This is a genomic window from Neorhizobium huautlense (assembly GCF_030811685.1).
Lineage (GTDB): Bacteria > Pseudomonadota > Alphaproteobacteria > Rhizobiales > Rhizobiaceae > Neorhizobium > Neorhizobium huautlense_A.
Map to the genome: position 1 here is coordinate 135,833 of NZ_JAUSRF010000009.1, position 13,094 is coordinate 148,926.

The 13,094-nt window shown below is 59.8% G+C and carries 16 protein-coding genes; 11 read left to right on the top strand and 5 right to left on the bottom strand.

Annotated features, from left to right (window positions below):
* The first annotated feature begins 28 nt into the window (after positions 1 to 28).
* The 3 genes from J2T09_RS14980 to J2T09_RS14990 all read left to right on the top strand — a co-directional run bounded on the left by J2T09_RS14980 (position 29) and on the right by J2T09_RS14990 (position 5,163).
* Positions 29 to 1,327, top strand: a complete 1,299-nt coding sequence (locus tag J2T09_RS14980; protein WP_306835988.1) for a M16 family metallopeptidase — start codon at positions 29 to 31, stop codon at positions 1,325 to 1,327.
* 312 nt (positions 1,328 to 1,639) lie between these two features.
* Positions 1,640 to 2,269 carry a GNAT family N-acetyltransferase gene (locus tag J2T09_RS14985; protein WP_306835990.1) on the top strand — a complete coding sequence of 210 codons (630 nt, stop codon included), beginning with the start codon at positions 1,640 to 1,642 and terminating at the stop codon, positions 2,267 to 2,269.
* Positions 2,270 to 2,292: 23 nt separating this feature from the next.
* A complete protein-coding gene (locus J2T09_RS14990) occupies positions 2,293 to 5,163 on the top strand; it encodes an EAL domain-containing protein (RefSeq protein WP_306836212.1) in 2,871 nt (956 codons plus the stop codon).
* A 24-nt stretch (positions 5,164 to 5,187) separates the two neighbouring features.
* Here the strand turns inward: J2T09_RS14990 and J2T09_RS14995 are convergent, their stop codons facing one another.
* Entirely contained in the window at positions 5,188 to 5,565 is a 378-nt protein-coding gene (locus J2T09_RS14995; RefSeq protein WP_306835993.1) for a hypothetical protein, read from the bottom strand.
* A 251-nt stretch (positions 5,566 to 5,816) separates the two neighbouring features.
* Here J2T09_RS14995 and J2T09_RS15000 point away from each other — a divergent pair, with 251 nt between their 5' ends.
* The 4 genes from J2T09_RS15000 (at position 5,817) to J2T09_RS15015 (ending at position 7,927) form a co-directional block, all read left to right on the top strand.
* Positions 5,817 to 6,050: a hypothetical protein gene (locus J2T09_RS15000; protein WP_306836214.1), complete on the top strand. Its 234-nt coding sequence runs from the start codon at positions 5,817 to 5,819 to the stop codon at positions 6,048 to 6,050.
* A 97-nt stretch (positions 6,051 to 6,147) separates the two neighbouring features.
* Positions 6,148 to 6,549 carry a hypothetical protein gene (locus J2T09_RS15005; protein ID WP_306835994.1) on the top strand — a complete coding sequence of 134 codons (402 nt, stop codon included), beginning with the start codon at positions 6,148 to 6,150 and terminating at the stop codon, positions 6,547 to 6,549.
* A 137-nt stretch (positions 6,550 to 6,686) separates the two neighbouring features.
* Positions 6,687 to 7,391, top strand: coding sequence for an alpha/beta fold hydrolase (locus tag J2T09_RS15010; protein WP_306835996.1), 705 nt, complete (start codon positions 6,687 to 6,689; stop codon positions 7,389 to 7,391).
* A gap of 77 nt (positions 7,392 to 7,468) precedes the next feature.
* Positions 7,469 to 7,927 carry a type VI secretion system tube protein Hcp gene (locus tag J2T09_RS15015; RefSeq protein ID WP_306835998.1) on the top strand — a complete coding sequence of 153 codons (459 nt, stop codon included), beginning with the start codon at positions 7,469 to 7,471 and terminating at the stop codon, positions 7,925 to 7,927.
* A gap of 26 nt (positions 7,928 to 7,953) precedes the next feature.
* Here J2T09_RS15015 and J2T09_RS15020 read toward each other — a convergent pair whose 3' ends face one another.
* The 3 genes from J2T09_RS15020 to J2T09_RS15030 all read right to left on the bottom strand — a co-directional run bounded on the left by J2T09_RS15020 (position 7,954) and on the right by J2T09_RS15030 (position 10,047).
* On the bottom strand, positions 7,954 to 9,018 hold the full coding sequence (locus J2T09_RS15020) for a zinc-binding metallopeptidase family protein (protein WP_306836000.1): 1,065 nt from the start codon (positions 9,016 to 9,018) through the stop codon (positions 7,954 to 7,956).
* Between the two features lie 102 nt (positions 9,019 to 9,120).
* Positions 9,121 to 9,312 carry a CsbD family protein gene (locus J2T09_RS15025; protein WP_112734162.1) on the bottom strand — a complete coding sequence of 64 codons (192 nt, stop codon included), beginning with the start codon at positions 9,310 to 9,312 and terminating at the stop codon, positions 9,121 to 9,123.
* Positions 9,313 to 9,441: 129 nt separating this feature from the next.
* Entirely contained in the window at positions 9,442 to 10,047 is a 606-nt protein-coding gene (locus tag J2T09_RS15030) for a YqgE/AlgH family protein (protein ID WP_306836003.1), read from the bottom strand.
* A gap of 165 nt (positions 10,048 to 10,212) precedes the next feature.
* Between J2T09_RS15030 and J2T09_RS15035 the strand changes: the two genes are divergently transcribed.
* The 4 genes from J2T09_RS15035 (at position 10,213) to J2T09_RS15050 (ending at position 12,703) form a co-directional block, all read left to right on the top strand.
* Positions 10,213 to 11,085, top strand: a complete 873-nt coding sequence (locus J2T09_RS15035; RefSeq protein ID WP_306836006.1) for a protein-disulfide reductase DsbD domain-containing protein — start codon at positions 10,213 to 10,215, stop codon at positions 11,083 to 11,085.
* Between the two features lie 76 nt (positions 11,086 to 11,161).
* Positions 11,162 to 11,518, top strand: coding sequence for a hypothetical protein (locus J2T09_RS15040; protein WP_306836008.1), 357 nt, complete (start codon positions 11,162 to 11,164; stop codon positions 11,516 to 11,518).
* Between the two features lie 3 nt (positions 11,519 to 11,521).
* Positions 11,522 to 12,166 (top strand): PIN domain-containing protein, encoded by a 645-nt coding sequence (locus tag J2T09_RS15045; RefSeq protein ID WP_306836011.1) that lies wholly within the window; start codon positions 11,522 to 11,524, stop codon positions 12,164 to 12,166.
* Between the two features lie 51 nt (positions 12,167 to 12,217).
* Entirely contained in the window at positions 12,218 to 12,703 is a 486-nt protein-coding gene (locus tag J2T09_RS15050) for a peroxiredoxin (protein ID WP_306836013.1), read from the top strand.
* A gap of 38 nt (positions 12,704 to 12,741) precedes the next feature.
* Here J2T09_RS15050 and J2T09_RS15055 read toward each other — a convergent pair whose 3' ends face one another.
* Positions 12,742 to 13,050, bottom strand: a complete 309-nt coding sequence (locus tag J2T09_RS15055; protein ID WP_306836016.1) for a Dabb family protein — start codon at positions 13,048 to 13,050, stop codon at positions 12,742 to 12,744.
* Positions 13,051 to 13,094 lie beyond the last annotated feature (44 nt).

Consider the following 13,094-nt stretch of genomic DNA (forward strand, 5'->3'; position numbering starts at 1 on the left):
AGAGATCAGAAGACGCCGGAGATACAGAATGAATGTTAATATCACCCGGCTCGCGTCCGGGTTGACCGTCGTCACCGAAAACATGCCGCATCTGGAAAGTGTTGCGCTGGGCGTGTGGATCAAATCCGGCTCGCGCAACGAGATGGATAACGAGCATGGCATCGCCCATCTTCTCGAGCACATGGCCTTCAAGGGCACCGCGCGCCGCAGTGCCCGCGACATTGCCGAGGAGATCGAGAATGTCGGCGGCGAACTGAACGCCGCCACCTCGACCGAAACCACATCCTATTACGCCCGCGTCCTCAAGGATCACGTGCCGCTGGCCGTCGATATCCTTGCCGACATCTTGACCGAAAGCGCCTTCGAGGAAGAAGAGCTGCAACGCGAAAAGAATGTCATCCTGCAGGAAATCGGCGCGGCCAACGATACGCCCGACGACATCGTTTTCGACCAGTTTTCCGAGGTTGCCTATCGCGGCCAGACACTCGGCCGCCCGATCCTCGGCACGCCGGACACGGTGCTGGCGTTCACGCCCGACAATATCCGCGGTTATCTTTCGCGCAATTACACCACCGACCGCATGTTCGTCGTCGCTGCCGGTGCCGTCGATCACGATGCCTTCGTCAAACAGGTGGAACAGCGTTTCGCCTCGCTGCCGCAGACGCCGTCTGCCCCGCCGGTCATGGAAGCCGCCAAATATATCGGCGGTGACGTGCGCCAGACCCGCGACCTGATGGACACACAGGTGCTTCTCGGCTTCGAGGGCAAGGCCTATCACATGCGGGACTTTTATTGCTCGCAGATCCTCGCCAACATTCTCGGCGGCGGCATGTCCTCGCGTCTCTTCCAGGAAGTGCGCGAGCATCGCGGCCTGTGTTATTCGGTCTATGCCTTCCACTGGGGTTTTTCCGATACCGGCATTTTCGGCATCCACGCGGCGACAGGGGCCAACGACCTGCCGCAGCTGGTTCCGGTCATTCTGGATGAGCTGCGCAAGTCTTCGGAAGTCATGCATCAGGTGGAAATCGACCGCGCACGCGCGCAGATCCGCGCCCAGTTGCTGATGGGCCAGGAAAGTGCCGGTGCGCGCGCCGGCCAGCTGGCCCGCCAGATGCTGCTTTACGGCCGCCCGATCCCGAGCGCGGAGATGATGGAGCGACTGGAAGGCATCACCACCCAGCGCCTGACCGATCTTGCCGGACGACTGTTTTTCGATACGGTTCCGACACTCTCCGCCATCGGCCCGGTGGAAACGCTGGCACCGTTCGAAGACATCACCTCGGCGCTGTCTGCGCCGCAAATCAAGACACAACAGGCCACCGGCTGATCCGGCCCGGCCGGTGCGGCAAACGCTCCGGCCGAAGTCCATCCCTGCCGACAGAGGGTTATCGCATATGGACCCGAGACAGCGCCGCGAACTCTCTTTGAGCTTCCCGCTTTTGGGCAGGGCTGTCGTTTATAAAAAAAAGTCCCCTCCCCACCCTCCCCACAAGGGGGAGGGCTTAACCCGGTCGAGCCGCCGGGGTTCGATTTTGTGCGGGGTGCGTGCCGCAAATTTTCTCCCCCCTTGTGGGGGAGATGGCCGGCAGGCCAGAGGGGGACTTGTTTTATATGCCCCTCCCTGCGGAGTGCACCTGACATGACGAGATCGGTCTTTGGGTTCCTGTCGCGACAACCGGAAACGCCGGAACTTTACGGCGACCACCACCTTTTGCGCCTGCCGCGTTTTGCCGATTATCGAAAATGGCACGCCGCACGTGATGAAAGCCGTGCCTTCCTGCAGCCATGGGAGCCGACATGGCGGGCCGACGAGCTGACAGAAAGCGCCTTCAAACTGCGCGTGCAGCGCAATACACAGGAATTCTCCTCAGGCATCGCCGTACCGTTTTTCCTGTTCCGGCGGCAGGATATGGCGCTGATGGGAGGCTTGACGATCGGGCTGATCCGCCGGGGAGCGGCGCAAAGCTGCATGATCGGTTACTGGATGGGCGAAAATTATGCGGGCCAAGGCCATATGTTCGCCGCACTCAAGCTCGCAGTACCCTACATCCACAATGGTCTTCAGTTGCACCGTATCGAGGCAGCCTGTATTCCGGAGAACTGGAAAAGCGTGCGTCTTCTCGAGAAGGCCGGTTTCGAACGGGAAGGTCTGTTGAGAAAATACCTGAAGATAAACGGCGAGTGGCGTGACCACCTGATGTTCTCACGACTGGCGGGCGAAACGCCCGAGTTCGGAAAGACGGAATTCGGGAATACGCTGACACCATGATCAACACTGCCTCCATATCGACCATGCAGCGCGTCTGCGCGGCGCTGGTCCTCATCGTGACCGCCTTCATTTCGACGAGCGTGTTTGCCGCCGAACCGGTCAAACTGTCGCGTGACGACACGGCCCTCGACCTGACGCCGACCACCGAGATCTATCCCAACCAGGGCGAGGCCTTCCAGGTCTCCACCGCCGCCGGCACGGATGGCATTCGCCGCCGTATCGAGGTGCGCGCCTCCTCGCAGAGCCATCAGGGCGACTGGGCCGTGTTCGCGCTTGCCAACGTCACCGACGAACAGCTGGAGCGCGTCATCGTCGCACCGCATTTTCGCCTGGCGAAATCGCAGCTGTTCTGGCCCGATCTCGGGTCGCAGCGCATCATCTCGATCACGCCGTCGGAAGGGTTTGCGCTCGACCGGATCGCCAGCCCGGATGCCGACGTGTTCCGCATCACGCTCAACCCCGGCGCCGTCATCACCTTCGTGGCCGAACTTTCGACACCGCAACTGCCGCAGCTCTATCTCTGGCAGCCGGATGCCTACAAGGATTCGATCAACTCGTTCACCCTCTACAAGGGCATCGTGCTCGGCATTGCCGGCCTGCTCGCCGTGTTCCTGACCATTCTTTTCGTGGTCAAGGGCACGTCCATGCTGCCCGCTGCCGCAGCGCTCGCATGGGCGGTGCTCGCCTATGTCTGCATCGATTTCGGATTCCTCGAAAAACTGATCACCGTGACATCGAGCGACCAGCGCATATGGCGTGCCGGCGCGGAAGTGGCGCTGGCCTCCTCACTGGTCATCTTCCTGTTCACCTACCTCAACCTCAATCGCTGGCACGTGCATCTGGGTTACGCGACTTTCGCCTGGATCATCGGCCTTGGCCTCTTGTTCGGCGTCGCCATCTATGATCCGTCGATAGCATCCGGCATTGCCCGCCTCTCCTTCGCGCTGACGGGGACTGCCGGCATCCTGCTGATCATCTATCTCGGCATGAACCGTTTTGACCGCGCCATTCTTCTGGTGCCGACATGGGCGATCCTGCTGGTCTGGTTGTTCGGCGGCTGGCTGACGATTACCGGCCGGCTCGACAACGACATCATCCAGCCGGCGCTGGGCGGTGGCCTCGTCCTCATCGTTCTCCTGATCGGCTTCACGGTCATGCAGCACGCCTTTGCCGGCGGCGCCTATCAGCAGGGCCTGTTTTCCGATCTCGAACGCCAGTCCCTGGCGCTGACCGGCTCCGGCGATACCGTCTGGGATTGGGATGTGGCGCGCGACCGCGTCATCACCACGCCGGACATTTCGCAGCAGCTCGGCCTCTCGTCGGGCACCATGCACGGGCCGGTGCGCAACTGGATCCCGCGCCTGCACCCGGAAGACCGCGACCGCTTCAAGGCGACACTCGACGTGCTGTTGGAACACCGCCGCGGCCGCCTCAACCACGAATTCCGCATCCGCGCCGAAGACGGCCATTTCCACTGGCTGCAAATCCGCGCCCGGCCGGTTCTGGGATCGAACGGCGAAATCATCCGCTGCGTCGGCACCGTCGTTGATGTCACCGAGCAGAAAAATTCCGTCGAACGCCTGCTGCAGGATGCCCTGCACGACAATCTCACCGGCCTGCCGAACCGTCAGGTCTTTCTCGACCGCCTGCAATCCGTGCTGACCATTGCGGCTGCCAGCGACGGCGTGCGCCCGACCGTGCTGTCGATCGATATCGACCGCTACAAGCAGGTGAACGACAGTCTCGGCATCGCTGCCGGCGACAATATCCTCATTGCGCTGACCCGCCGCCTGCGCCGTCTTCTGAAGCCGCAGGATACGCTGGCCCGCCTTTCCGGCGACGAGTTCGGCCTTATCCTCGTGTCTGAGCGCGACCCGGCCAAGGTGGCGGATTTTGCCGATGCCGTGTCGAAGGCCATCATGGTGCCGATCAACTTTGCGCACCGCGAAATCATCCTGACGGCTTCGATCGGTCTTGCCTCATGGGTGGACCAGCAGGAAAACGCGCAAGGGCTGCTCAGCGACGCCGAACTTGCCATGTACCGGGCAAAACGCGCCGGCGGCAACCGCGTCGAACCGTTCCGCCCGGCCTTCCGCTCCACCGGCACCGACCGCCTGCTGCTGGAAACCGACCTGCGCCGCGCACTGGACCGCAAGGAACTGACCATGGCCTACCAGCCGATCATCCGGCTGGACAATGGCGAGATCGCCGGTTTCGAATCGCTGATGCGCTGGGAACACCCCAAGCGCGGCACCATTCCGCCGAGTGAATTCATCCCGATCGCCGAAATGTCGGACCTGATCGGCCCGCTCGGCCTGTTCGCGCTCGACCGTTCCGCCAATGACCTGAAGGATTGGGAAACCCAGACCGGCGACCTGCCGATCTTCATGTCGGTCAACCTGTCGAGCGCGCAGCTGATCAACAATGATCTGTGCAACGACGTGCGTTCGATCCTCGCAAAAACCCATTGCGCCCCGAACCGGTTCAAGCTGGAGCTGACCGAATCCGTGATGATGGAGAACCCGGAACAGGCCCGCCTTGTGCTCAACAAGCTCAAGGAAACCGGCATCAGCCTCGCACTCGACGACTTTGGCACCGGTCACTCGTCGCTCGCTTACCTCACGCAGTTCCCGTTCGACACGATCAAGCTGGACAAGGCGCTGGTCGCAGGGGCGGCCGAAAAGCGCGCGCTGCTGCTCCGCTCCGTGATCGCCATGGCACGCTCGCTGGAAATGGTGGTGGTGGCCGAAGGCGTGGAAACCGACGACGATGCCGCCGATCTGGTGAAAATGGGCTGCCATTACGGCCAGAGCTACCTCTTCGGCCCGCCGATGGATGCGGCGTCGGTGCAGCGGCTGCTGAAGGAGCGGTTTCCGCTGACGAAACGGGCGTGATCGCCCGCCGACTTTCAGAGGACGCTATATCCGATAGCCCGCCACCTCCGCCCGCCCCACGACATAAATTCCGCGTGGCGGCGGCGGCACCTGGGTGAGGAGACAGATCAGCACCAGCGCGATCCGCCGCGGCCAGAGCGTCCATGGCGACCTGCCCTTCTCCGGCCTTGCTGGCTGCGCGTCCTCGGCAAGCAGAAAACACGCCGCATCCGCAAGTCTTGCGGGCACACGAATTTCCATGCCGCCCAGAGCAACCGTCATGTCCCAGGAAACCGAGGCCAGCTGATACGGCAGTGCCACGGCCGGAATGCCGTGGCCTTCGAGAAACGAGACCGTCACTGCCGTTTCGGCAAAACCATAACCCGTGGCGACGGTCACGAGGCAATCATCCGGACGTATCACCTAAAAATCCTCGGCTTGGGAAAACGGGGCTGAAATCTCGCAACATCATCGTCCATGTCTTCGAGATAACAGCTTGTCATGACCATGACGCGTGACGGGAACCGGAGCATTGTGCTCCGCGATACACGAAGGATAACGACTTCATCGGCATCAGCCAATTGTGGCATTTACCGTAAAAGCAGCCATTTCCCCACAATAGGCGCGGACCGAAAAGCGTGCTAAACGCCCGCCAGACACATATCAGGAGTACCATCGTGAGCGAAAAGACCGTCGCGGAAGCAACAGACCAGATCTACCAGTCGATCAATGCCGACAATCTCGATATCGACACGCATATCGCCGCCCTCAAGGCAGCACTTGCCCGCGAAGGCAAGAAGGAAGCCGTTTTCGATCCGTCTAAGCTTGCGCATGGCAACCGCTCCGGCCGCAAGCTGATGCAGGCCTATTTTCGCCAGCGCGGCGTAGCGGTGAAATTTTCGGCCTGACGGCACAAGCCGACAGGATCAGAGCGGCCGCAGTTCAACTGCCGCCGCATCTCATCACGGCGATCTTTTCAAACAAGAGGCAAGGCGCGAACAGACGGTGTATCCTTTCAAGAAAACCGTGATCTTTTTCACGCTGGCACCTGCCCTGCCCGGCATTTTCATAGCCCTCTATTTCGCAGCCATCGGGCTTTTCTCTTCCGCCGAAACCATGGTTGTCACCGACGTTCTCTTCGCCACAATGGGGTTCGGGATCCTATCCTCCATCCTTGGCCTGTCATTTTACGGCCTGCCGGCACTTCTTCTCGCCGTCATCTATGCCTGCCTTGAATTTCGAAAATGTTTCAAGCACATCGTCCTCGCAGGCCTGGCCGGCGGCGGCACCGCGCTGATGTGGAGCCATCTCGTTCCGCTCGACATGAAACCCGTCGTCACCTTCGCTTTCGGCGCGGCCAGCTCGCTGCTGATAGCCATCTTCGTCCTTCCAAAGCAAATTAGGTAATTTTTCGGCTGTGGATGGTCCCGGCATGGATGGCGACCGCAAGAACACCGCCGTTTTGGAAGGCGGATCGGCTCGCCATCTGTTCGACAAGAAAAACGGTCGTCGTTGCGGCAGGTTCAACAGGGATGCATGAGTGAATGGACGAACAGGTATCGACACCATCCCCACAACGGGTGATCCTGCTGCATGGCATCGCACGCAGCGGGCGGCACATGCGCAGTCTGGAACGAACGCTTGTGAGCGAGGGATATGAGGTTCTCAATATCACCTATCCCTCCACGCGCGCGCCGATCTCCGCACTTGCCGATTTCGTGGCACAGGCGTCCGCCGAGTTCACCGCAACGGAATGGCCCTTGCACATTGTCGCCCATTCCATGGGTGGCCTCGTCACGCGATCCTTCCTGCACCGGCACCGCCCCAAAACGCTCGGCCGCGTCGTCATGCTCGGCACGCCCAATCACGGCAGCGAGGTCGCGGATCTTCTGGCGGGCAATGGCGCCTATCGCTGGTTTTATGGCCCGGCCGGTCAGGAACTGATCACGGCCCAGACCCTGAAACCCGTATTGGACGACGTCATCGATTTCGAACTCGGCATCATTGCCGGAACGCGTTCGATCGATCCGGTCAGCTCACTGATCATCCCGCGGCCGAATGACGGCAAGGTTTCGGTGGAGAGCACGAAGGTTGCGGGCATGAAACAGCATCTCGTCCTGCCGGTCACCCACACATTCATGCCGCAGAACCCGAAGGTGAAAGCGGCGGTGAGCCGCTTTCTGCAGACCGGATCGTTTGAAGAGAACGATGCCCCATGCGTGGCTGAAAAATCCACGTCGCTGCGCTGAACGGATCCATCAGTGCAAAAATTCCGTTTTGCTGATATGCTGGCAATACTCCGTTCGAAGCCCGAGGAAGTGTTGCCATGCCGATTTACCTGGAAATAAATGGCGTTCGCGGCGATGTCGAAGCCGAAAATTTTGCAGGCTGCATCAGCGTGAACTCGCTCAAGCTCAACGTGGATCGCGACATCTCGTCGTCGCGACAAACGGAACAAGAGCCGACGCCAGATCCCTTCGTTTCCGAGCTTCAACTGGTCAGGACAAGCGATGCAATGTCGGCCGCGCTGGTGAAAGCGGCAGAGGAAAACAGGTTGGGAGACAAGGTTTTCGTCCATGTCCTGTCGATGCCGGGACATAACGATATCAAGTATGACCTTTTCAATCCGTCATTGGCCTTCGTGCCGGATGACGAAGGCCTGCATGAGACGCTCAGCATCTGCTTCAGCAGAATCGATATGCTGACCACCGTTTATGATGGTCACCACGGTCCGTTGACCCGCTGGCTCTCCGGCTACGACTTGGAAATGAAGCGCATTTTCTAGAGCGGTTCATTATTAAATGGATCCGCTCAATGCCGCTGATGCACCAGCCCGTGAATGAACTCCAGCTTGGCCACCACGGTCGGGCCCAGGATGAACGGATACAAATCCGGCACCCCCAGTGAGCGGTGCATGGCATTGAGCGCCACGCTGAACGGGATCCAGGCCGAGACCAGCTGTTCGGCATCATGGGCAAAATAGGGATTGAACGCCACTTCCGCCGCCATTTCCGCGTGGCCGCGCGGTTCCACCACCATGCCGAACGAGCGCGCCGTTTCCAGCGTATCGACGATATGCAGGTAATGGGCAAAACTTTCGGCAAAATCCTCCCACGGATGCGAACTGGCATAGGTGCTGATAAAATCCTCCTGCCAGTTGGCCGGCGGGCCTTCCTCGTAATTGCGCCTCAGCGCCTCCGAATAATCCTGCCGCTCGTCGCCAAAGGCGAGACGGAAAGGAGCGAGCCGATCACGGTCGCGTACCAGCTTGTCCCACATGTAATGGCCCACCTCGTGGCGGAAATGGCCGAGCATGGTGCGGTAGGGTTCGTTCATGTCGACGCGGATCTTTTCGCGCGTCGCGTCGTCGGCTTCGGCAGCGCGGATGGCGATCAGGCCGTCTTCATGGCCGGTGAGTGGCGCCACCACCGTGCCGTCGGTAAGCACTTCATCGACCAGAAAATCGAACACCAGCCCGCCTTCCGGGTCTTGCGCACGGGTGGTGCGCGGCAGATCCCATTTCAGCAGCGAATAGAACAGGTGCCGCTGCGCCTGGCTGATACGCCGCCATTGCAGCAAGCCCTCTTCTATCGATGCATCCGGCACGAGCCGGTTGTGACGGCAGGCCTGACAGAAACTCTCGCCGCTGCCGGCCGGCACCGTCCAGTTGCAGATATCGTTATCCGCATTGGCGCAGAAGATGACGCGTTTCAGCGGATCGGAGGCCAGCTGCCAGCCGCCCTCTTCCACATCCTCCGTGAGCGCATGCATGGTCAGTTGCTCGGGCACGAAACCGAGGCGGTGACCGCAATTGACGCAATTGCGATTGTCGAAATGGATCGGCTGGCCGCAGTGATCACAGTCGAAAAGGCGCATGGGATTTTCCGGAGATCGAGAGACGAGGAAAGGCGGATACAGAAAACCTGCCCCGACGAATGCCGAAACAGGTTTTCGAAACTCAACACTTGCGAACGCGCATCAGGCGCGATCAACAATATCCTTCAGGCCTTCCTTGGCCTTGCCCTTGGCCTGCTGTGCATGGCCCTTGGCTTCCTGTGCAGCGCCCTTGGCGCGCAGGGAATTATTGTCGGTTGCCTTGCCGGCAGCCTGCTTAACCTTGCCGGCTACTTCATTGCCTTTGCCGGCCATCTTGTCAGCGGTGCTTCCCATTGTCGTTCTCCTTGGTTGCCGATGCTTATTCTTTGCATTGTGCTTGGCATCGTGTCTGGAAATAGAACGAACTGTTTTGGCTTTTGTTCCGCGCTGCAAAAACGTCAGGAGAAAATTTCGGCAAAAATATCAGGCATGCCCAGCATCGGTGGAGAGCATGGCGGCGCTGATGCCCATGGTGGCGAGCGCGCGCTCGTATTTGCCCTCAAGGCAATGATCAAAAATCATCTCTTCCGTGGCGGGGCAGTTGAGCCAGCCATTGCCGGCGATTTCCGCTTCCAGCTGGCCGGCGCCCCAGCCGGCATAACCGAGCATCATCGTGGCGCGCGACGGGCCACGGTCCTCGCTGATGGCGCGTACCACATCGAGCGTTGCGGTGAGCGAAATATCGTCGCTGATCGGAATGCTGCTGTCGCCGGTATAATCGTCCGAATGCAGCACGAAACCGCGACCGGTTTCCACCGGACCGCCCGAGAGGATCGGAAAGGCACGCGTCTTTTCCGGCAGAAGGATGGCGTCGTGTTCGTCCAGCATCTTCAGGTGAAGCAGCACATCGACAAAGGAAATCTGCTGCGACCTGTTGATGATGAAACCCATGGCGCCATCGGCCGAATGGGCGCAGACATACACGACGGAGCGGGCAAAATTCCCATCCTCCATGCCCGGCATGGCAATCAGGAACTGGCCATCGAGAAAGCCACGTTCGCGTTTGTCTCCAAGCGTCGGGAATGTCATCGTGCCTCCAGCCTGCTGCCGGCCGGACATGCCGGCGAACAGCGTCAGTTTGCTTATCCCCCAAGAGCAACATGGGGCACTGCCCTTTGTCAATCAACCGAAAATGATTGCGTTTTTTCGCTTGTTGACTGGCTCATGCCGGAGAGATGCAATACGTGCCTAATCATGCGCATCACCCTGCCCTATTCTGATACCGATCACCGCTTCCGGCACATGGCCGTGGCCCTTGTGGCCGCTGGTCTTTGCCTTGCCGCGTCGTTTTTCCCCTCATCCCGCGCGGTTGCCGAAACAACGCCCTGGGCGCAGAACGAAGGCGGACGCATGCGCATCGTCACCCTGCCGCCGGATGCGCAGGGCCGCGTGCGCGGCGGGTTTGAAATCGAACCGAAACCGGGCTGGATCACCTATTGGCGCGAACCGGGCGAAGCCGGCATCCCGCCGAAACTGTCCGTTGCCGAGGGCAGTGCGGCCACGATCGGCGAACTCTCCTACCCGGTGCCCAAACGCGTCGGTGACGGAAAGCTGCTGGATATCGGTTACGACAAGCCGGTAACGCTGCCCTTCGAACTGACGGTGAGTGACCCGAAGGAACCGAAGCCGGTGACGCTGTCGGGTTTCATCGGCCTGTGTCGCGATATCTGCATTCCCTTCCAGGCGGATTTCCTCTTAAATCTCAAGCCGGAAAACATGACGCCGCCGGAAGAATTCATGATCCTGCAGAAGGCCGGTGCCTTCCTGCCCGATCCGCCCTCCATGGATTTCGCCGTCACCCATTATTCGTTGACCGATGCCGACAAGACATTGAAGCTGGCGCTGCGCCTGCCGCAGGACACCGGGACCAAACCACAGGTTCTGGTAACGGGGCCGGAAGGATATGTGCTGTTCGACGAGCAATCCGGCACGCGCGAAGGTGACAGCTACACCGTGGAAATGCCGATCGAAAAACTGCCGGTCAAATACGACATCAAGGGCAAGCGCTGGGACATTTTGGTGATTTCCGGCACGCGTGCGATGGAAACGAGTTTGGCTTTCGATTGAAGGCCTTTGGACGACCATTGGCCAGCACCGCGGTTATCGGCTATATAGAAATGGGGCATTTCCATAGGAGCCAGTAATGTCTTCGACGATCTCGGCAAATGTCGATAACGGCACCGCCATGAAATTGAAGCGCGTGGCTGCCATGGAAAACAGATCCGTATCGAATGCGGTTTCGAGCGCCATCACGGTCTTTGTCGACCTGCCCAAGGAAATCCGGGATTTTCTGCTGGAGTTGAACGCGCAGGACGATCATGAGACGATCGGCAAGCTCGGGCGGGAAATGATGGCTGCTGCAGCGAGGGTTCGGCTTGAAAAGGCCACTGCCGATCTGGCAGGCGAACAGCGTTTCGGCGGGCCGGAAAACGGATCGCGCGAGATCGACATGATGGAAGAGGCAACGGCGCTGACACGTATCGCAACACGCCGGACGTAAAGCATGCAACGCCCTGTCCGCGTGTTGCTCGATGTCAACGTGCTGGTGGGCAACATCATCGCCCATGACCGAAGCCACAAGGAAACGGCAACCCAGACCCTGGTCTCCATGGTCAGTCACCACCGATGGGGTTTCGCAGACAAGGCCCAACTGGTCATCTCGCATGAGATGATCGACACGCTCGAGACGGTTCTAGACCGGCTGCAGTTTTCACCGGAGCGTATCAAGGCCTATTCCAGCGCCATTATCGACATGATGAGATACGGACCGGACGCTCTCGATCCCTATCTCATTTTAGGTGGCGAGGAACGTTTCGCCATCTCCGACATCGAGGATGCGGGTGTTCTGGCGACCGCTTTCGGCACCCGCGCCGATATTCTCGTCACCGACAATCTCAAGGATTTCATCAGCAAGGATGCCGCCATCCTCGATACGCAGGTCGTGGAAACCATGTCGCCCGGCAAACGCACGCTACAGGTCCTGCGCTACCGGATCGGACAGGCGGACCTCATCATTGCCCATCCTTTCGATGTGATGGCATGGATGCGGCTGGGGTATGATTTCGAGCCGGAGGCGCTCTGGACCACCCTGGTAAAATCGCGAGAGAGGCCCCACTCCACCTTGCCATCCGACCAACGCCCCCTATAGTCGCCCCGACCTGACGATTGTCAGGAAACGGGGTATTATGAGGAGACGTGCATGACGATTGCGATTGGCGAAAAGCTGCCGCAGGCAACCTTCAAGGAAAAGACCGAAAACGGCCCTGTCGAGGTCAACACACAGGACCTGTTTGCCGGCAAGCGCGTCGTGCTTTTTGCCGTGCCGGGCGCGTTTACGCCCACCTGCACGCTCAACCATCTGCCGGGTTATCTGGAAAATCGCGATGCGCTCGTCGCCAAGGGTGTCGATGATATCGCCGTCGTCGCCGTCAACGACTGGCATGTGATGGGCGCGTGGGCGCAACAGTCCGGTGGCCTCGGCAAGATTCATTTCCTCGCCGATTTCGATGCTGCCTTCACCAAGGCGATGGGCCTCGACGTCGATCTGTCCGGCGGCGGTCTCGGCGTGCGCTCCAAGCGTTATGCGATGCTGGTGGAAGATGGCGTGGTGAAAAGCCTCGACATCGAGGAAAGCCCGGGCCAGGCCACGGTTTCCAGCGCGCAGGCGATGCTGGAACGGCTGTAACCGTTAAGGGTTCGAAGGGCGCTTTCGGCGCCCTTTTTTCATATTTCCAGATCGAACACCAGCAGACCCGCCAGCCCGCCCTCGGCGGACGCCACGATCTTTTCAGCGACCGCCACATGATCGGCATGAACGAGATAGGCGTCGCGCGCTTCGGCATTTTCGAATGTCACCACCAGCGCATCGGCAAAACCGCCACCCAGACCCTCCGGCGAAACGTTCGGCCCGTATTTGACATCCGTCATGCCGGACAGTTTTTCCTTGAGCGCGGCGATCGCCGTAAAGATCGCCTTCTTGTCATCCGGTGAAATCGAGGATTTGAAACGGATCAGGACGGTGTGCAGGATCATGTGAAAATTCTCCCAAAAGCCTATCCGAAACACATAGTCACTGG